At 34.7% G+C, this 20,044-nt stretch carries 21 protein-coding genes and 1 pseudogene; 19 read left to right on the top strand and 3 right to left on the bottom strand.

The annotated features are described in order from the left end of the window. Window positions 1–3 precede the first annotated feature (3 nt). The 18 genes from DWW91_RS10980 to DWW91_RS10895 all read left to right on the top strand — a co-directional run bounded on the left by DWW91_RS10980 (window position 4) and on the right by DWW91_RS10895 (window position 15,162). The gene (locus DWW91_RS10980; protein ID WP_122327707.1) at window positions 4–267 is read left to right on the top strand and encodes a hypothetical protein; all 264 of its coding nucleotides are present in this window, start codon (window positions 4–6) and stop codon (window positions 265–267) included. Next, on the top strand, window positions 261–1,952 hold the full coding sequence (locus tag DWW91_RS10975; protein ID WP_122327706.1) for a PHP domain-containing protein: 1,692 nt from the start codon (window positions 261–263) through the stop codon (window positions 1,950–1,952). The genes DWW91_RS10980 and DWW91_RS10975 overlap by 7 nt, the downstream gene beginning before the upstream one ends. Next, window positions 1,949–3,313, top strand: coding sequence for an ATP-dependent RecD-like DNA helicase (locus DWW91_RS10970; RefSeq protein WP_122327705.1), 1,365 nt, complete (start codon window positions 1,949–1,951; stop codon window positions 3,311–3,313). Before DWW91_RS10975 ends, DWW91_RS10970 begins: the two co-directional genes overlap by 4 nt. Continuing rightward, window positions 3,300–3,587 (top strand): hypothetical protein, encoded by a 288-nt coding sequence (locus tag DWW91_RS10965; protein WP_122327704.1) that lies wholly within the window; start codon window positions 3,300–3,302, stop codon window positions 3,585–3,587. The genes DWW91_RS10970 and DWW91_RS10965 overlap by 14 nt, the downstream gene beginning before the upstream one ends. After that, window positions 3,587–6,565, top strand: coding sequence for a DNA polymerase III subunit alpha (locus tag DWW91_RS10960; RefSeq protein ID WP_122327703.1), 2,979 nt, complete (start codon window positions 3,587–3,589; stop codon window positions 6,563–6,565). The genes DWW91_RS10965 and DWW91_RS10960 overlap by 1 nt, the downstream gene beginning before the upstream one ends. A gap of 4 nt (window positions 6,566–6,569) precedes the next feature. Beyond that, window positions 6,570–6,881, top strand: coding sequence for a hypothetical protein (locus tag DWW91_RS10955; RefSeq protein ID WP_122327702.1), 312 nt, complete (start codon window positions 6,570–6,572; stop codon window positions 6,879–6,881). After that, window positions 6,878–7,396: a guanylate kinase gene (locus DWW91_RS10950; protein WP_122327701.1), complete on the top strand. Its 519-nt coding sequence runs from the start codon at window positions 6,878–6,880 to the stop codon at window positions 7,394–7,396. Before DWW91_RS10955 ends, DWW91_RS10950 begins: the two co-directional genes overlap by 4 nt. Next, window positions 7,396–8,166 (top strand): PolC-type DNA polymerase III, encoded by a 771-nt coding sequence (locus tag DWW91_RS10945; protein WP_122327700.1) that lies wholly within the window; start codon window positions 7,396–7,398, stop codon window positions 8,164–8,166. The genes DWW91_RS10950 and DWW91_RS10945 overlap by 1 nt, the downstream gene beginning before the upstream one ends. Window positions 8,167–8,168: 2 nt before the next feature. Next, entirely contained in the window at window positions 8,169–8,408 is a 240-nt protein-coding gene (locus DWW91_RS10940; RefSeq protein WP_122327699.1) for a hypothetical protein, read from the top strand. Window positions 8,409–8,481: 73 nt separating this feature from the next. Further along, the gene (locus tag DWW91_RS10935; protein WP_122327698.1) at window positions 8,482–9,036 is read left to right on the top strand and encodes a hypothetical protein; all 555 of its coding nucleotides are present in this window, start codon (window positions 8,482–8,484) and stop codon (window positions 9,034–9,036) included. Window positions 9,037–9,198: 162 nt separating this feature from the next. Further along, entirely contained in the window at window positions 9,199–9,480 is a 282-nt protein-coding gene (locus DWW91_RS10930; RefSeq protein ID WP_122327697.1) for a hypothetical protein, read from the top strand. Window positions 9,481–9,597: 117 nt separating this feature from the next. Beyond that, window positions 9,598–10,125 (top strand): glycoside hydrolase, encoded by a 528-nt coding sequence (locus DWW91_RS10925; RefSeq protein ID WP_233584464.1) that lies wholly within the window; start codon window positions 9,598–9,600, stop codon window positions 10,123–10,125. Continuing rightward, the gene (locus DWW91_RS10920; RefSeq protein WP_122327696.1) at window positions 10,106–10,312 is read left to right on the top strand and encodes a hypothetical protein; all 207 of its coding nucleotides are present in this window, start codon (window positions 10,106–10,108) and stop codon (window positions 10,310–10,312) included. Before DWW91_RS10925 ends, DWW91_RS10920 begins: the two co-directional genes overlap by 20 nt. A 6-nt stretch (window positions 10,313–10,318) precedes the next feature. Further along, the gene (locus DWW91_RS10915) at window positions 10,319–10,816 is read left to right on the top strand and encodes a DUF2829 domain-containing protein (protein ID WP_233584463.1); all 498 of its coding nucleotides are present in this window, start codon (window positions 10,319–10,321) and stop codon (window positions 10,814–10,816) included. Further along, window positions 10,809–11,402, top strand: coding sequence for a DUF6549 family protein (locus tag DWW91_RS10910; RefSeq protein ID WP_122327695.1), 594 nt, complete (start codon window positions 10,809–10,811; stop codon window positions 11,400–11,402). Before DWW91_RS10915 ends, DWW91_RS10910 begins: the two co-directional genes overlap by 8 nt. Window positions 11,403–11,411: 9 nt before the next feature. Continuing rightward, window positions 11,412–11,654, top strand: coding sequence for a hypothetical protein (locus DWW91_RS10905; RefSeq protein ID WP_122327694.1), 243 nt, complete (start codon window positions 11,412–11,414; stop codon window positions 11,652–11,654). Window positions 11,655–12,352: 698 nt separating this feature from the next. Then, window positions 12,353–14,137, top strand: a complete 1,785-nt coding sequence (locus DWW91_RS10900; RefSeq protein ID WP_370449575.1) for a phage terminase large subunit — start codon at window positions 12,353–12,355, stop codon at window positions 14,135–14,137. Beyond that, window positions 14,137–15,162: a hypothetical protein gene (locus DWW91_RS10895; RefSeq protein WP_122327693.1), complete on the top strand. Its 1,026-nt coding sequence runs from the start codon at window positions 14,137–14,139 to the stop codon at window positions 15,160–15,162. Before DWW91_RS10900 ends, DWW91_RS10895 begins: the two co-directional genes overlap by 1 nt. Window positions 15,163–15,199: 37 nt before the next feature. Here the strand turns inward: DWW91_RS10895 and DWW91_RS10890 are convergent, their stop codons facing one another. Then, on the bottom strand, window positions 15,200–16,435 hold the full coding sequence (locus DWW91_RS10890) for a site-specific integrase (protein ID WP_122327692.1): 1,236 nt from the start codon (window positions 16,433–16,435) through the stop codon (window positions 15,200–15,202). A gap of 199 nt (window positions 16,436–16,634) precedes the next feature. Beyond that, window positions 16,635–16,739: pseudogene (locus DWW91_RS10885) on the bottom strand (PIN domain-containing protein); the annotation flags it as partial. Between the two features lie 567 nt (window positions 16,740–17,306). On the opposite strand from DWW91_RS10885, the gene DWW91_RS10880 reads away from it, so the two are divergent. Beyond that, window positions 17,307–18,947, top strand: coding sequence for a beta-N-acetylhexosaminidase (locus tag DWW91_RS10880; RefSeq protein ID WP_122327691.1), 1,641 nt, complete (start codon window positions 17,307–17,309; stop codon window positions 18,945–18,947). A 65-nt stretch (window positions 18,948–19,012) separates the two neighbouring features. On the opposite strand, the gene DWW91_RS10875 is transcribed toward DWW91_RS10880, so the two are convergent. Next, on the bottom strand, window positions 19,013–20,029 hold the full coding sequence (locus DWW91_RS10875) for a M28 family peptidase (RefSeq protein ID WP_122327690.1): 1,017 nt from the start codon (window positions 20,027–20,029) through the stop codon (window positions 19,013–19,015). Window positions 20,030–20,044 lie beyond the last annotated feature (15 nt).

Here is a 20,044-nt window from a genome sequence, read left to right as displayed (position 1 = left end):
AATATGTCACAACAAAACAAAACATACGCCAATAAAAGTAGCGACTGGAAAGAATTGATTGAAGAGAATTTTCTATGGAATTTATTCTACCCTAGATGGTGGAATCCATTGTTCTGGATATTGGTTTTTATCACACCACTCGCAAGAGCTTTTCACTATACTTTCCATAAAATAGATGAAGATGGTTTTATATCATCGTTCTTTTATGGACTTTCAGAATCTGCAAAAGATGTCTGTAATTTCTTCCAGATGTATAAAGTGTGGTAGAAAGTCTGTCTGAATGGCTATCTATAAACAAAATATCTTATAAACAAATCGATGACGATGTAATCGAAATCGAGAATTTTGGTAAGCTATTCATTAATGATCTAAATGAAGTAGACTCCATATTCCGGAAAGATAACACTGGTGAAGTTATCTTTAACCTGATGGAGACACAAGAAACTCTTTTCCAAGAAGAAATATATTTCACCTGTTTCCAATTCGGAAATAACTGGTATTATTATGATTTACGGGAAAAGTTTTCACTTAACATTCTCAAATATATCGGTAAAAGAACTCCTATTAAACACAATGAACAATTTGTTAATCTTGGAATACATACTCCATTCGAACTTTTACAAGGATCTTTCCAGGTATCTGAATGGGTTAAGAAAGCTAAGTATCTAGATCACACAGCCATCGGCATATGTGATAAGAATACTATGGCCGCATCCCTTGTACTTCAGAAAGAATGTAAGAAAGCGGAAATAAGATATGTGATAGGATATACCCTAGATATGAAAGATGGAGACATTATTATCCCTGTAAAGATTTATTGTCAAACAAATGATGGTCTTCAGAATCTTCTCAGAATCCAAAAAGAGATCAATGTTGATAGCGATACTAAAACTATCTCATATTCTCGATTGATAGAGTATGTACCTGGAAACATTGTTGTATTTGGAACTCTTTCTATAAACTGGATTTCTGAAAACCTTAGTAAAATAAGGAATTTAGAACACTGTGCCAAAGGAATTTATTACCAGGTTGATCTTACAGAGTTCAAAGCTGATCGCTTTGATAAAGCATATCTTGAAGCAATTAAGATGTACTACGATAATTTGTATTACGAAATCCATCCAGTTCTAATATGTGACAACTATTATCTCGATAAAGAAGATGCCAAAAATAAAATAATTCTGAACAAAGTAGCCGATGGTGCTGCTCATATGCAAAGCGAAGAGCAGTATTTTAAAGATCAAGATGAACTATATTCTGTGCTTGATGAATTATTTTCAGACGACTGGGATAAAGAATCACTGTTCGAGGAACTATGTACAAATACAATCAAGATTGCTGAAGGAGCCAAAGCTGCTTATGAAACAGATAGAAACTTCATGCCACAATACGACATGACTTCAGATGAAATAAAAAAGTATGGTTCTCGGCATAACATGTTCAATCAAATTCTTGAAGAAGGTTTTAAACGATTGGTTCCTAAAGGACAAGAAGATTTGTATCGTAAAAGGATGGAGTATGAAAAATACGTAATTGAATCAACAAATAACATAGATTATTTTCTCGTTCAATACGATACTGTCAACTGGGCTACTGAGAACAATATCATGGTTGGTATTTCTCGCGGTTCTGGTGGTGGATGTCTTCTACTTTATCTTATGGGAATCACTAAACTTGACCCTCTTAAGTACAATTTAATTTTTGAGCGTTTCTTACTTCCAGATAGATCAGGGTTGTACGAAACAGATGTTACAATCATTAAAGATTCAGTACCTACAAAGGAGTTTGTAGAAATAGAAATGAATGGTCGAAAATACAAATTCGATCGAGATGCTCAACTAATTGTAAATCGAGGTGGAGAAGATATAATTATTTATGCTGATGAATTGATACCAGGAGATGATATCATATTTGACAATAGAGATGTATTATGGACAATTAATGAATTATGAACATAAACTTAGAGGATAATCCTAGAATGAAAGAAGCATACGATCTAGTATGCAATACAAATGAAAACTTGTTTATTACAGGTAAAGCAGGGACCGGTAAAACCACATTGCTTCATTACCTAGTTGAAAATTGCGATAAAAACATTACAGTAGTATCTCCAACAGGTATTGCAGCAATTAATGCCGGTGGTACAACAATCCATTCCCAGTTCGGTGTACCCTTCGGACCATTCAGACCGAACATCGTAGGCAAAAATACATATCCTGGACTAGACAGTTATGGTTTAAGACCTGATAAAATTGCAGTCTTGAAAAACATGAACACTTTGATTATTGATGAAATCAGTATGGTTAGAGCAGATTTACTGGACGCTATCAATGATATCCTTTGTGTTCACCGTGGATGTAATAATAAAATGTTCGGTGGCGTTCAGGTGGTCATGTTCGGAGACTTATTCCAATTAAGTCCTATTATCAAAAAAGAAGAAGAAGAAATACTCTCTGATTTATATCAATCATTCTATTTCTTTGATTCATGGGCACTGAAACTTAGTGGGTTCAAAATGATAGAACTGGATAAGATTTATCGACAGAAAGATCCCGTCTTCATTAATATATTAAATGAAGTCAGAATGGGCACTATTTCTAAGGAGAGCTTTAGTGTTCTTAATAAAAAATGTCAACCCCGATTTAAGTCTGAAGAAAACATGATCACAGTTTGCTCTCACAATTCAAAAGCAGACAAGATCAACGCGAAAGAGTTATCCAAACTAAGTTCAAAAGAACATGTATTCAATTGCTTGACTGAAGGAGAGTTTAATAACAATTCTATTCCTTGCGACATGATTTTAAGATTAAAAGAAGGCTCACAGGTCATGTTTCTTATTAATGATCCAGATCAAAGATTTTGTAACGGAACAATTGGCACTGTTGAATACATTGATATTGATCCAGAAACTAAAGAAAAAAATGTTGTAGTAAAACTGGAAAATGGTTTATCAATAGAAGTAAAACCTCATACCTGGGACAACAATAAATTCAGTCATGATGCTGAAAGTGGAAAGATCAAACGTGAATCCATAGGTAAATGTACTCAACTTCCTATCAGATTAGCTTGGGCTATTACGATCCATAAAAGTCAAGGCTTAACATTTGACAAAGTGATCATCGATGCAGGAAGATCATTTGCTTCAGGACAAGTATATGTAGCATTAAGTAGGTGCAGAACTTTAGAAAATATGCATCTGATCTCAATGTTTAGCAAAGATCAAATCAGTTGCGACCGGAAGGTTGTAAAATTTATGAGAAATAAACGGAACGAACAGTCACCTAAAACAGAAGAAGGAAATGAAACCAATTAAATTAACAAGTGGTACTTACAGAATTACTGAAGTAAGACGTAGGACATCATCGAGATTCTACAAGGATCTTCAAGAAGGTACTATTGTAAAGTTTGAACTTTCGATGGGAATCATTGAAAAAACAACAAAGATCACAATAAATAATTTGTCAAACGGGAAAAGTTATGTTTCTCCAGCTCATATGGTAAGAGCAGTATTTATGAATTATAGCCTGGAAGAAGTATTATCAAGAGATGGCTGGGAAGATGCATATAAAAACGACAATAAAAATTAATGCTAGTAGAATCAATTAAGCTGAAAAAGTCAGCAAATGTGATACCAGTCATCGATTGCTGTGTTGGGAAGGGGTATCTGCAAGGTGAGTCAGGTTCCCTTCCAGATGTGGATATCGATTATCAATCGGATCGTCGGCAAGAAGTTAAAGAATATCTTGAAAGACGATATAATAAGAATGGTCTACAAAGAGTTTTTAGTGCCGGTACTTTTACAACAATGAAAATTAAAGCTGTTCTAAAAGATGTTGCTAGAGTTCATCATGTACCAGTAATGGAGGTAAATTACATCAACAAGATCATTGATGATGATGCAATGGACTATACAGGACTATTCAAACTTGCATATACAAATAAGAAAGTTAGATCATTCATTGAAACATACCCTAGAGTTATTGAAGATATTCGTACATTGATGAATCAGCCTCGCTCCTCTTCTGTTCATGCTTCAGCAATTGTTATTACCCCTGAGATTAAAAATGGGAAAACAATGGAATGTTTCGATTTCTTGCCGGTAAAGAAAATTGATGACATATTGGTATCTGAGATTGATGGAGCATCTATTGATGAAGTGGGACTACTGAAGAATGACTGTCTTGGGATTAAGGAGTTAACAAAGCTTCAAAAAATACATGATCTCGTAGTACAAATGTATTCGGATAAAACCTCGTTCTTAAATATCATCACAGATAAACTTGAAGATGAGAAGGTTTATCGTCTATTTGTAAACGGTTATACGCAAAATATTTTCCAGTTTGGATCAGCAGGTATGACAAAATTTGTAATGGATATGAAACCAGAATCAATTACAGATTTAATTGCTGCAAATGCACTATTCAGACCTGCAACTATTGAATCAGGATCAACTGAAAATTATGTTGATTGTAAAAATGGGACAAAAGAACCAGTTTACTTATGGGGGACCTATGATATTTTGAAAGAAACTTTCGCCCAACTCTGTTATCAAGAAGATTTAGCTCGAATGGCACGTGAAATTGGCGGATTTTCATTGGCTGAAGGGGTTCATCTTGTAAAACACATCAGTAAAAAGAAAGTAGATAAGATTCTTGCTATGAAAGATAAATTCATGACCGGAGCTAAATCTAAGGGGTGTCCTGATGAAGATGCACAAGCAATTTGGCGCATGTTCGAATCAGCTGGAACTTATCTGTTTAATAAATGTATATCGGGAAAAGAGATGATCTATAGACCTCATGGTGGTAAATGGAAACCGACTATAGGAGAAATGTATAAGATCATGAATGATCAAAACTATGCAAAAGAAACAAAGCATGTTGATCTAAGAGTAAAATATGTAACTTATGGATATGGAATAGGATTTTCTTTAAATGAAGAAAACAAACTAGTATCAAACAGAATCAGAGATATTCGTTATATGGGTGTTAAAGAATTATACCGAATTACTCTCGATGATGGTAAGACAATAGATGTTACATGTAATCATAAACACCCAACGTCAAATGGATTAAAAAGAACAGATGAATTGATAGTTGGTGTTGATCAGATGTATGTTAATATAGGGCACATTAGTCAAGATACTGTATATCGTTTTACAGACAAGGGTAAATATAACAACGAAACATATCATAATAATGATAACATTATTTCATATGAACTTAATTCTAAAAAAGGTCATATGGGGTTTATAGAAAGACCTGATTCCGATTATGTAAAATTTGAGCATTATAGAAAGTTCATGATGAAAGATAGTTGTGAACAATGTGATAAAAGTTCCAATAGATTGGAAATACATCACATTGATGGAAACCATGCTAATTGCAATTTTGAAAACCTTATGACCCTTTGTGTGTCTTGTCACAAGAAAGCACATTACAATATGGGGCGTACAAAAATGGGAAAAAGAGGTCTATATACTGAACTAAGAAATATTGTGTCTATTGAAAGTATAGGATTTGATGAAGTATATGACGTTGAAATGGAAAACCCATACCATACTTTCTGTACTGGAAATGGAATTGTTACATGTAATTCTCATGCAACAGCTTACGCTCTTACAGCATACATTGGTGCTTGGTATAAAGCTAACTATCCAACAGCCTTTTATACGGTAGCATTAGAATATGCAAAAGATGAAAACATCTCATCTCTTATGGCTGAAATGGAACAGGCTTCTTCGTGTAAGATAGTTCATCCAGACATTAATGTATCTAACATTGAATTTATTACAGACTATAAAACTAATGAGATTTTTTGGTCATTATCAAGAATTAAGTTTGTTGGTGGAGAAAGTGTAAACTATATCATTTCTGAACGAGACAAAAATGGTCCATATAGTTCATTAGAAGATTTCTGTCGAAGAATCTTTAGAAAGAAATTACTTAAGCTCCCAGGTGAAGATAGGTGCCCGGTGAACTCTCGCCAGGTTAAAAATTTGATTCTTTCCGGATGCTTCGACAAAGTTGAAAATGCATTATCCGTTATTGAAAGGTATGCACTATTACAAAAAGCATCAGAAATAATTGGTTTCGAAATATCAGAGAACGATTTTCCTGAAGATAAAATCTCTCAGCATTATTTCTGGTCTATGCTTCAAATTGCAATCAGTGGGATTGGTAGTGTTGATTATCGAAGAGTTTACGACAATTCGGATTTTAAAGGTAAAATCAGAAACATTAGTTACAAAGACATCGCTCAATGTCGAGATATGATGATGGACGGTAATAAAGCGATTATATGTGCAACAATTGTAGAAATCAAAGAAAAGAGTTATGTAGATAAAGAAACTAAAGAGAAAAAAGCATTTGCGACCTTGTATCTTCAACAAAACAACGAGCTAATAGAATTACTTCTTTGGCCGGAAGCATATGAACAAAATAAGTTGAAGTTGACAAACGCAAAAGATAAAATAATACTGATGAGCTGCATGGTGAAATGGAGTGATTTCTCATCGCAGAATATTTTACAAGGGTATAAAGGTTCACTTATAGAAATTGTTTAAACAAATGAAGAAAACTAAGAAAAGAAGAATGCGCCTATCTAATGAAGATTTAGCAGTAGTATTGAAGATGAGAGGATTAAAGAACAATCCCTATCATATAGTAAATAGTAATACTACGTATAGATTAACATTAACACGTGAAGAAGAAGATGCTGTAGCTAAAGCTAGAACAAACAGAGCTTTTGATGACTGCAATTCGGTGGGTAAAATAGTAAAAAATGCACTCAATTATATTTTTGAAGATTACCAGGTGAATATTTGCTTGAAAAATAGAATCACGGGGAATAATTCTTATTTGACTGTACTAGGCGAATGAAACCTATCATTATTTGTATTGTTGGCCAATCAGGAAGCGGCAAAACATACATGAGTCAATATCTTGAAAAAACTATGGGGATCAAGTCTATAGTTTCTTATACCGACAGACCAATAAGAAATGGTGAAATAGATGGAGTTGACCATTGGTTTGTTAGTACAAAAATGATGAACAAATTTCATAACGATAGAGACTTCATTGCATATACTAGATATGGGGATTATCAATACGGTGCTCTCCATTCAGATATCCAAAGAAACCAAATTTGTTCTTATGTAATTGATGAAGCTGGTTTAAAAAGTCTATCCCATACTAATTTTCTAATGTATCAGATAATTCCTGTTTATATAAAACGCAATGAAGAAAACAGACGTAAATCCGGTGTTTCCAAAGAAAGGATAAAAAGAGACAACTCAAGAAAAAGATTACCAGAAGAATTCTATGACTGTATTATTGAAAACAACGGTACAATAGAAGAATTCAACGAAAAAATACTTAAATCTCTTAGTTTATAATGGCAGTACAGAAAGAAGAACAGATATATACGGCTTGTATTCTTGATACAGAGACTGGAGGATTAGATCCTACAACATGTGCTATCACCCAGCTTTCATGTCAGATGATTCGCCTAGATACATTTGAAATAATTGGACAGTTTGATGAATATATCAAGCCATACCCAAAAGGAAATTTTAATCCTAATCCGGCAAAGAAGCTCCGAACAAAAAGAGAAATTGATAAAGAAGAAGAATCATATTTCGAATATAACCAAAGAGCATTGGATGTTACTGGATTATCGTTTGATTTTCTAAAAAAGAATGGTAAGGATATTTTTGAAGTTGCTGACAGCTTTATTGCTTTCATTTCCAATAGTACATTAGGTAAGTCAAAAGCATATAAACCAATTATTGTCGGACAAAACATTCCATTTGACATAAACATGCTATATCAATTCTTCATTTATACTGGTAAAATGAAAGAGTTTGCATCATTGTTCCAAGGAGATAAAGACATATATGGCAATTTCAGACCTACAATTATTGATACGTTACCATTAAGTAGGATAGTTTTTGCTAATGACCCGGAAGTAACTAGTCACAAATTGGAGGTAATAGCTGAAAAGTTAAAAATTGATCTAGTTGATGCTCACTCTTCTATGGCAGACGTAGAAGCTACTTCTGGGATATTTACAATTCTTACCAATCGAATGAGAAATGGTTTGGAAGGAGATAGTTCTGGTTTAATAAAGCAAGCAGAAAAGACACGAAAACATTTTAAAATCTGAAGATGGAAGAAAAAGTAACATTTAATGCTCACTCAGACCTTATTGTTTATGGTGTATCTTCAGAAGATGGAAATGAAATGATTGCTGAAATATCTGGATATGGAATAAAAACAAAATTCAATATGGATCGAATCAATTCATTAGATGATGCCGAATATGCATGCCAGGCCATGTCAAACGTTTTTTTTAAAGCATTGTTTGAAACTATATTAGAAGATATGAAATTCAAAAACAAGGGTTAGTCCATAACCCTATTCTTAGAAAACGGGGGGATATATGTATTATCTCCCTGTTTCTTAAATTCAATATAGGATTATGGATAAGAAAGAAACAATCAAAATTCCTTCTTTGAAGGGAAATCAAATATTACAAAAACAGATGGCATCTGATATTCAATCAATATCTTCAATAGACCTTTTATCAGAAGAAGAAGAAAGATTCTGCCAACTTTTTTGTTCTGGAGGAAAAGAACTCTCAGGAAATCCAGTAGCAGTATATAAAGAAGTATTTGGATATACTAATAAACGACAGGTTGCTATAGATTCAAATAAATTATTAGCATCTCCAGCAATAGCTAATAGGATTAGGGAGATAATGAAAAATCAATTTGACAGCGATGAACAAAATTTATACAGGAAAATGAGAGTAATCGAAACTCTTTTTTCTGTTATGGATGAGACACGCGAAGCTAAATACAAAGATAAATGGGGAGTAGATTTATCTCCAGCTCCATTGCGAGCAGTCAGCGTTAATGCAGCTAAAGCGATTGCAGATATTTGTGGCTTTAAGACCGGCGATGGATCTGGTGTAACCATTAATGGAGAAAACAATGTTACATTTAATGTTATAGTACCTCAGAAAAATGCATAAATTTACTCAAAAACAAATAGAAAGAGCAATATACATATTTATTATACTTTTACTTGTTGCCTACGGAATATGGAATACAGAAATATCAATAACACTAATTCGTGCTTTTTCAGAAGCAATGCAAATAATAATAACAACGTCACCAGAAACCATCACACCACTATGAAAAATTTTCTATTAAACAACCTCCGGCTTGTAGTAATGGTTATTTGTTTTTTTGTCACTCTCTATGTTCAGCATACAGAGAACATGAACAAGCTAAAAGAACTTGACCATAAATACAATTTATTAGAAGTTAAAGTAGACGATCAATACAAAAAAATAGATGATATAAAACTTGACAAATCAGTATTTGAGGCTACGATGACACAAGTAACAGCAATAAGAGATGATATCAAAGAAATACGTTCTGATATCAAATCTATTCTGAAAGAAAAAAGATAATTTTAATCAAAAAGAGTTGTCATATTATTTTGATAACTCTTTTTTTATTTCTACCTTTGTATCATTCAAATGAGAACCATACTTCCGGTTCAAAATACAATTAATCATATTACATAATTGAAAATAAAACTGCTTGCAATAGCGGTTATCATCTTTATATTCCCTTTCATTTGTGCTGATGACAACCCTATTACTACTCAAGCAATTGAAACCGATTTATTTGAAGAAGCTGTAGATTTTATAATTGCACATGAAGGCTGGCACGATAAACAAAACTATCCTTATGTGGGCTACGGTCACAAACTAACAAAGAACGATAATTTCAATCACAACATTTCAAAAGAATTTGCAAGACTATTGGTTATAAATGACTTACAATCCAAATGTATAGTATTTAAAGGATTCGGTAAAGACTCATTGTTACTTGGGATGTTGGCCTACAATATAGGAGAAAACAAGGTTTTGTCCTCCAGATTAGCTAATAAAATAAAAAATGGAGATAGAAATATTTATCATGAATATATAGGGTTTTGCTATTATAAGAAAAAATTAATCCCGTCAATTAGACAAAGACGAATTAAAGAATACAATCAATTTTTCAACAAAACAAAAATTATAAAAACGAATGGAGTTAAAAGTAGATGATGTAGTTCAGATTGGTGACATTCCTGATGTCAATCTGAAATTTTTATCTGGGAAACTAGGTATTATCACCCAGGTATTAAACTCCCCCGCTAGACGTAACAGGGGTTTTATGGTAAGAGTTACAGGATTACCAGAAGATGAACAAGAATGGTTTATAGATTTAGATTACGTATCATTAATAAAATAACAGAACATGTATATTACAACAAGAAATGTCAATGCGGTACCAATGACTGCTGACGCTTATCGTATTTCACAAGGGGAAGAATCTTGTGAGGATTATAAAAGCTTTGATGGATTTTTAGTAACAGACATTGATGGATTTCAAGAGTGGATTGGATGCAAAGAGTTTAAAGACCGATACAGAGATGAAACAAAAAATATGACTTTTGGAGATGCCATAGAATATTTGAAAAAGGGATTCTTAGTTTCTAGAACCGGTTGGAACGGGAAAAAGATGTATTTATTTATGAGACCTGAAGACACTTTACCGCTTGATGTAATTGTAAGAGCAAAGTCTCTTCCTGATTCGTTTAAAACGAAAGTTCTTGTAAACCCTAACACCACTGAAGTAAAATTCGGAGCATATATCTGTATGAAATGTGCAGATGGATCTATATGTAATGGATGGTTAGCTTCTCAGACTGATATGTTAAGTGAAGATTGGTGCATTGTAAATCCTGATGAATAAATACCTCATTATCTGTTCAGTTCTAAGTGTACTAGTATGTGGTTTGTTATTAGCTGATAGAAAGAAACTTGTTGAGTCAAGAGATAAATATAAAGAAAACACAGAAGCTCTTTTATCAAATATACACCAATATAAATTAGACTCAACCAGGCAAGTGATAGAATCATCCAGGCTACAACTAACTTTAACTGAGTACAAAAAGTATAGAGATGATGACATAAAAACTATTAAAGATTTGGGGTTAAAACTTAAACAAATCAAAGCCTCAATGAAACACGACATTTCAATTGAAGTTCCGATTAAAACTCCAATAAAAGATAGTACCATAATTAAGAATAACACTCCCCTATTAGTTAAGACATTCGATTTATCAAATGAATATAGAATGTTTAGAGGGGTTATTACTAATGATTCTATTTTAGCTGATTTAAGCCTCCAGGTTAAACTAAAACAATATTTGTACCTGGTGTACAAATATAAATTCTTGTGGCTTAGATGGGGAGTAAAAGGAGTTAACCAGGTTGTATTAAGCGACAATCCATATGTAAAACTAAATTATTCAGAATTCATAGAAATCAAAAAATAAAAAAGTAGTATGTTAGAAAAAGCAATGTTTTGGAAACAAGAGTCTAGTATTTATACTTCAGAACTCAACTCAGTAAATAGTATCTTCACTAAGTTAATCAAACGTTTAGAAAAGATTAGAACAAAAGTCCTTACCGCTAAAGCCAAGAATAGTAAACAAATTTCAAAGTTAACTACAGAAAACAATAAACTACTTGATATTGACGATTCAATTCAAGCACAGATCAAGAAATACGAAGGTATGATGATTTAAAATTAGGGGGTGTTCAACCCCCTTTTTTGTTTATATACCTATTCTTTATAAAAACCAAAACATAAAAATAAATGGGATACAAAACCTTAGTTCCGCCCAAAGAACTTCATATAGAATTTGCACCTTCGGAAAAGCAATTTACTCTATGGAAAGCATTACAACCAGAATGTCATCTTTGTGGTGGAGAAATTAAAAATGCATATATTGGAACTGATGAACATGGAAATAAAAAGTATGTGCCCGAATGTTCATCTTGTGGAAACAGAAATATTCCTCAGATGATTTTAGGTGGTGGAGCTGCTGGAGGAGGCAAGGCTCAACCATTAACTTCAAAAATCCTTACTCCTACTGGATGGATTACTATGGGAGATACTAAAATTGGAACAATTGTTTCTACACCTGATGGTAAAACTGCTAATGTAATAGCTATACATAAACAAGGGATAAAGAAAATCAACAGAATTACCACAAGCGATGGATGTGTTACAGAATGTACAGATGATCATTTGTGGGGAGTTTATTTCAAAACAAGAGGTGGTGCTTTTGTTCAGGGGAAATTTACATACAAGATAGTTGATACTAAAACTCTTAAGAAATTTTTATCACAAGGGAAGTTTGCATATGTTCAATCAGTAGAAGAACAAGAATTTGGAAATAAGTTTATCAGTTCCCTATCAGCTTTTTCCTGGGGAGGATATATGAAATGTATTATGTCAAATCATTATCGATTTCTAAATGCATATCATAAAACTATACCTGACGAATTAGTACAATCTTGTCTGCAAGATAGAAAAGATTTTGTTAGAGGGCTGTTATATGAAGCAAGCTATACTACTAATGGTGAGTATGAATTTATAAGTCGATCTGAAGAATTTGCTAATAAATTGGCTTACATTCTTCGGAGCCTTGGTGCAATAGCATGTATCAAACCAATCAAGAAGAAAACAAAAGTCATCAAGTACTATATCAGATTTTCATTCGATCCAAGATCCAATATTCTTAAACATGGTCCCCAAATACCGGTCCATAAAAGATATATCAGATCAATCGAAGAACTAGATGAACCAGTAGAGTGCCGATGTATTACTTTAGATAGCGAAGAACAACTTTATATCACCGATGATTTCCTCGTAACACACAATTCTTATGTAGGAAGTGCTTGGCTTGTGAGTAGTTGTATGAGATTTCCCAATATTCGTGCAGTAGTTGCTCGTAAAACTATCAAGTCTTTGAAAGAATCTACTTTTATTACAATTAAGAAAGTAATGAAAGAATGGGGATTGAAGGAAGATGAGAATTTCTGTATTAATAATATTGAAGGTACAATTACATTCTGGAATGAATCTGTTATCATGATGAAAGAAATGGCCGACCTTCCAGCTGACTTAGATTTTTCACGTTTTGGTTCAATGGAAGCAACTATCGTGTTTGTTGATGAAGCATCTGAAATATCCGAACGTGCAGCAGACGTAATGTTCTCTCGTATACGTTGGAAAACATCAGAGACATTCAAGACTCCCAAAATGTTTCTTTCATGTAACCCGGCTGCATGTTGGCTTCGTGATAGATTTGTTCAAGACGAAGAAGGAAATCCTGTTGAATGTAGAGATGGCGAAGTATTTATTAGATTCTCTATATTCGATAATCCAGATGAACAGTTCCGACAAATTTATGAATCATCGCTCAATAAAATCAAAGATAATGCCACCAGAGAACGACTTCTTTATGGGAACTGGGATTTTATTGAAGCTAATGCCATGACCCTATATAAAGGTTTTTCCGGAGATAAGCATCTTGTTACAAATCTAAAAGAAAGTGTTTATGACCCAATGAAGCCATTGATCTTAGGGTTTGACTTTAATGTCTTTCCACATATGTCATGTGAAGCCGTTCAGATAGATTGGGAAAATAAGAATGTCTATTTTTTAGAAGAGTTTCTAGGAAAACCAAAAGAGAAGCTTAATAACACACCAAAGTTTGCACAATATATAAAAGGGAAACTATTAGAACAAAAGCATATTGGAGGAATAATTCTCACTGGGGACCCTGCTGGTTTAGCTAGAAGTACACAGACAGAGGATGGGGTTAATAATTTTACTATCATTCAGGCTAATCTTGATCAAACTATATTAAGACCAAGACAAAACATTCTATCCAAACAACCACCTCAAAAAAATCGAATAGATTGGATCAATGAACTATTCGATGGTCTTGACGGGTGGAATATTTATATTGATCTTAGATGTAGAAAACTTACAGAGGATCTTGTTTACCAACTACGTAATGAAGATGGAACAAAAAACAAGCAAAAAGTAACTGATCCTGTAACTAAGGTGAGATATGAGAGATTCGGACACAACAGCGACTGTCTTGACTATATCTTATGTACCTTTCTCTCTAAAAGTTGGAGTAAATATCAAAGAGGAGGACAGACTGGTCCATTATTAACAACAACAATAATTCAACCACAATTTACATATTAATGAAAAACAATCGATTTTTATTAGATAGTGATTATCTTGAGATTATCACTAAGGAAGCATTAGAACAAACCATTAAACCTGGTAATGAACACAAATACATCCAGGCAGAACAGTCTGCTGAAATGTCTATATTGGAGAATCTTATTGAAAATTATGAGATAGAAAACGAATTTATGAAGGGAAAAGCGATCAAGGATTATGATCGTAGAATAAACTACCCGGTTGGTGCTTATATAGTATATGAAAATGAAATATACAAAGTGATCAGGGCGATCAATGGTTATAAAGTACCTTGTGATAAAATTTACTGGAAGGAATCTTTAGAAGTTCAAGAAGAAGTTAACGCTGACTTATATTCACAGTTCAAAACATACTACCCAGAAGATTTAGTATATTACAATGGAGTGGTTTATGAGTGTTTGGTAGAAAATGGATATGACTTTGATAACATTCGCATTCCATCTCTTTGTGCTTGGGAAAAGATTGAATTACAAAATTGGACCCCTGTTGAACATGAATTGTATGAGGCATTTAGCTATGATGGTAAATATTATATGTTATACGATCTGAAAGAATATGATGAAACTGTTGAGCCGAATCAACTACCTCAGTGTTGGGGAGAAATTATTGAATATGATCCAGGTTACAATAAATATGAATTACTGCCTTATGAATATGTTATTTATATGGGAGAAGTCTATTATCCCAAAATGAATGTAAACTCGGATGATGTGGTTATTGGTAAGAATTTAGTATTAGAAGATCCTCGAAACATGAATATTAAGAAGCATATGGTTCGAATATCATTGTACCATTTGACCAAAAACATCTCTCCTAACAATGTTTCCTCAATACGAATAGCCGATTATGAAGAATCAATGAAATGGTTGGAGTCAGCAAATAAACTGAAGATAAATCCTATGATACCTAGAAAAGTAGACAAAACAGGTCAACAAATTACAGACTGGGGAGTAGCAACCTTCCAGAAGTCTTATGATCCTTATTTGAACCCCTGGCATATATAAAAGCAAGAAGGCTACCGTTATTGGTAGCCTTTGTTGTTTATACATCTATCTTGTCATATAAAACATAGTCAATTACTTTGCGATTTATATTATCAATCCGACTCCAGTCTTGCTTTACATAGATGTCTGTCACAGGAAGAGAAGATTTATGATTCAAGCCTTTTGCTACATCTTCTAAATCGGCACCAATATCATTACGGGCAATCGTAGCCCATGAATGACGAGCCGAATAAAAAGACATTTCTTGAAAGTCCAAATAATCACGTAGAGCAACTATTCCCTGTCGAATTGCCGTTCTGAAGGATTTTTCTGTACTAAATCTCTCTCCAATACATAGTAGATAATCCCCTTTACCAGGATACTTATATATTATTTCTAATGCTTCCGGTTCTAGTTTAATAGAAGTAAAAGCACGATCTGCTCTACGATTCATGGTTTTGGTTCTTTCAAATTCTAGCCTTCCATTTTTTATATCAGATTTCTTCATCGTCATAAAATCAATGGTGTTTGTTCCTCTAGTATAAAAAGACAACATAAACATATCCCTTATAAAATTAAGAAGTCTTCTTGATGGGTCCTTGTAATAAAGATCATCAGGAATAAATGCAATTTCTTTAATCATATTTGGAGACAAGGCTCTTTTTTTAGATATGGGTAAAGGAGGCATTTTATATCTTTCAAAGGGATTGTAAGGAATAACTATTTCACCGATTTCTGGATTATTGTATTTATTTCTAATTTTATTAATTGAAGCCTTAAAGTTAGTCATATAATTATGCACAGAAGCTGGGGCCATTCCTTCATTCTGTAAGAACATAGTAAAATCGTTCAGAAAGCGAAGCGTAACATCATTGATATTCAATGATCCAGTTTTTATGTATTTTATTAATGAAGAACGAGTGGTAAGATAATTAAATTTGGTATTTTCATTTTTTATACCATTTGTAATATCTAATATTTCGGCAATAACATCAACCTCGTATTTTTTCTCAGCATTGCATAACTCTGCTATCTGCTTAAGACTTTTGCATCCAATTAGATTGCGTAATTCCAATTCATTAATTCTAGCTTGAAACTTCACTACGATCTCATTGATAAGATTTAATGAACGACACCTTTTAATGGCCATATTTTTTGTTACTTCACTAGCACTCAAAACAATACCCGTATTGTGCATATACGTTTGTCTGTCTTTGGTAAAGCAAATGTAACCAACATAAGATCCATCAGATCTTCTCTTACTCTTCTGAACACAAGGATTCAAGTAAATCATATTATAAATATTTAATTTTCAGTTGTTTGCCGAAAACACCTCAGAAGCCCTTTTCGGTTATTTTTCGGCAAACATACATCAATAAATTGACTATAATATGATAAAAATAAGGATCAAATTAACATGAAATGAAGATTGTTTTACAAATATTTACTGTAATCATTGTAAAGAATACAATATCTTAAACATCTGATAATCAAACGACGATAGGAAGATAGATATCATTCTCCTGAAAATTTTCGATACACTTGTAATCATGCAAGATAACGTTGGTATCCAATACAAAATTCTTCTTTGCTCCCATGATCTTTCGATTTAAAGATTATCGCTTCTAAGTTAAAAACATTTTTGGAACTTGTTTGGTTTAAAACGGAAAATAAATGCGCCGGACCAATTTATTCTAGTTTTGTGCGAATTTCATAATCGGTTAAAAATCAGGAGTTAAACAAAATGCCTGAAGGCTGTCACGTCTTACACACTCATATTCAACACCTTACACCACATCCTGCCTGAAGGCTGTCAATTCCCTACATTATATATAAGAATAAATAAAAAGGATTTTATTTTTTTACAACCTTCCGGCTCTGAAAAAACAATTGTATTCAAACACAAAAACAATTGTATTTGCATTCAAAAACAGTTGTATTTGTAACTGAAAACAATTGTTTTTTTGAATAAAAGAAAAAAATGCCTGTATGTGCCCGTTGAGTCCCGTTGGGAGCCATTGAGTTCTTTTATAAAATAGGCCTTGTCTATCTTTGCATCGTATTCATTGATAACGAAAAGTTCATAAGATGCCGGGATAATTAATCTCGTTATGTATCTTTGTACCGAAGATCTGATTTTTTAATAACAAAATAACCTAAGATGTATGATTTTTAATACTAAGAAACTCAAAATTACGTCATTACTGCTATTAGCGGCGACACTTTCTTTCGGACAGAGCAATACTTCGGCTTTATTGCCTCTGCCTAATCGAATCGAACAGATGACAGGTAAAAAGAATTTCGTCCTTACTCCCCGGACAACCGTTAAAACCAATCTGCCCAAACAAGCATTTTGTTTATTTGAACTACAGCGTATTCTGGGCGAACGAACCGGACAGGTTGCCGATATCGGTGCTCCTTCCACATCCGGCAATTCTGTTATCGAGATAGAGCTCGACCCTTCAATAAAAGGGAAAGAACACTACATGCTGGATATTTCAGAAAAGAAACTATCGATCAAAGGAAGCAGCCATGCCGCCCTCTTCTACGGACTGAAAACACTGGATCAGATATTGCTGGGAGATGTATGCAACACAGCGAACAATCAAATCGCTCCTATCCGTATCGACGACGAACCCCGCTATGGTTACCGGGCATTGATGCTTGACCCTGCCCGCCACTTTCTTCCTGTAGAAGATGTAAAATTCTATATCAACCAGATGGCAAAATACAAATACAATGTTTTGCAGTTACATCTGACTGACGATCAGGGATGGCGTGTTGAAATCAAAAAACACCCCAAACTAACAGAGATCGGGGCATTCCGCAATCCGAAAACCGGCTCCAACGGGCCCGACAACGGTTTCTATACACAGGAACAGCTGAAAGACCTTATCAAATATGCTGCCGACAGAAACGTTGAAATCATTCCCGAACTGGATATCCCCGGTCACACGGTGGCAGTTTTGGCTACTTATCCGGAACTGGGATGTACACACACCGATACGATTCAGAAAATAATGGGGCAAACAGTCGACCTGATGCTTTGTGCCAATAATGACAAAGTATATACCGTTTATGACGATATCATCAAAGAAATAGCCGATATATTCCCTTCCTCCAAAATCCATTTAGGAGGAGACGAAGCTGTTATCGAAAAGAACTGGACCAAATGCACTCACTGCCAGGATTTAATGAAACAACTGGGTTACACCAAAGAATCGCAGTTAATGAATTATTTCTTCGATAAAATACTGGCCTCTGTCCGCAAATACGGAAAAGAACCGATGTTATGGTGCGAGCTGGATAATGTCCGTATGCCGGCCAATGAATACCTGTTCGATTATCCCAAAGACGCCACACTGATCACCTGGCGTGCCGGATTAACTCCCAAATGTATCGAACTAACTGCAAAACATGGTAATCCGTTAATCATGGCTCCGGGTGAATATACTTATCTGGACTATCCGCAACTAAAAGGCGACCTTCCAGAGTTTAAGAACTGGGGAATGCCTGTCACCACGCTGGAAACCTGTTACCGCTTCGACCCCGGATACGGACTTCCTACCGCACAACAGGCGCATATTTTAGGCATCACCGGCACATTATGGGGAGAAGCGATGCAGGATATTAACCGTGTGACTTATATGACCTATCCACGCGGCCTTGCTTTGGCCGAAGCCGGATGGACACAGATGGAACACCGGAGCTGGGATTCCTTTAAGGAACGAATGTATCCGAATCTGATGAATTTGATGAAACATGGCGTATTTGTCAGGGTTCCGTTCGAGATCGTTCCGAGATAAAACAAAAAGCGTAGGCCGGTTATTGATTTCGGCCTACGCTTTTTATTTTTTTAATCTGTATTTCCTTAAATATCATTTTCCACCTCTTTATAAATCACTTCCAGAACAGTTTGGCCGACAGCTTTCAAGGTCGTCTGGTCTATGTTATCCAGATTATCATCATGTGTATGCCAGTAAGTACCAAAGCGGTGTGAACTTTCCGGGTCATAGTTTATAATATCGATACAGGGTATATTTCGTCCTCTGATGACAAAGGTATGGTCGTCAAGCACACCGCCTCCCGGTTCATTAAAGAAGAACTTGCCATAGCCGAGATTGCGCGCTGCCTCCCAAACCTTCTCCACAGTCTGAGAAGCATATTCCATGGAAGTTGCTTCCTTGAAAAAGGTAGCATTACGACTCCCCACCATATCAAGTAATATCCCATAATCTGCCCGATAATTAGTCACATGGGGATTGGCAGACCAATACTGTGAACCAAGACACCAACTCTCTTCCGGACTGTTTTCAGTTATAAAACGGGGAGTACCATAATCTTCTGCATCGAAAAATATAACATCGATACCGATATTCGGATTCTGACCGCCTAACTGACGACATATTTCCAGCAGGACACCTACTCCACTGGCCCCATCATCCGCACCGTCAATGGGAACACGCCATTTGTCAGGATTCGGGTCATGGTCGGCATAGGGACGCGTATCCCAATGCGCAAAAAGCAGAATCCGCCGGGGATTATCCGGATTATATGACCCGATAATATTACGGGCATTCAAACGGTCACCGTTATAAGCAGTAAGCATTGCTTCCTGTACCTGCACCGCTGCCCCAAAACGTTTCAGACCTGCAATCAGATAATCACTGCAATGACGATGTGCCTCCGTATTCGGTACACGTGGTCCGAAAGCAATTTGTTCGACAATATAGGAATAAGCACTATCTGCATTGAAATCGGGAACAGAGACCACCAATCCGGACTTTTCCTCTCCCTCTGAAACATTTCCAGTATTCTTATTTTTACATGAGAACCCACCGATAATAATGAGCAGAAAGAGAGAGGCCGCTAAGCTGTTTATTCGCATAATTTTAAGGTATTA

The organism is Parabacteroides sp. AF17-3 (genome assembly GCF_003635445.1).
Taxonomy (GTDB): Bacteria; Bacteroidota; Bacteroidia; order Bacteroidales; family Tannerellaceae; genus Parabacteroides; species Parabacteroides goldsteinii.
The sequence above is the reverse complement of the archived record's forward strand: the minus strand, read 5'-3'. Positions and strand labels throughout refer to the sequence as shown.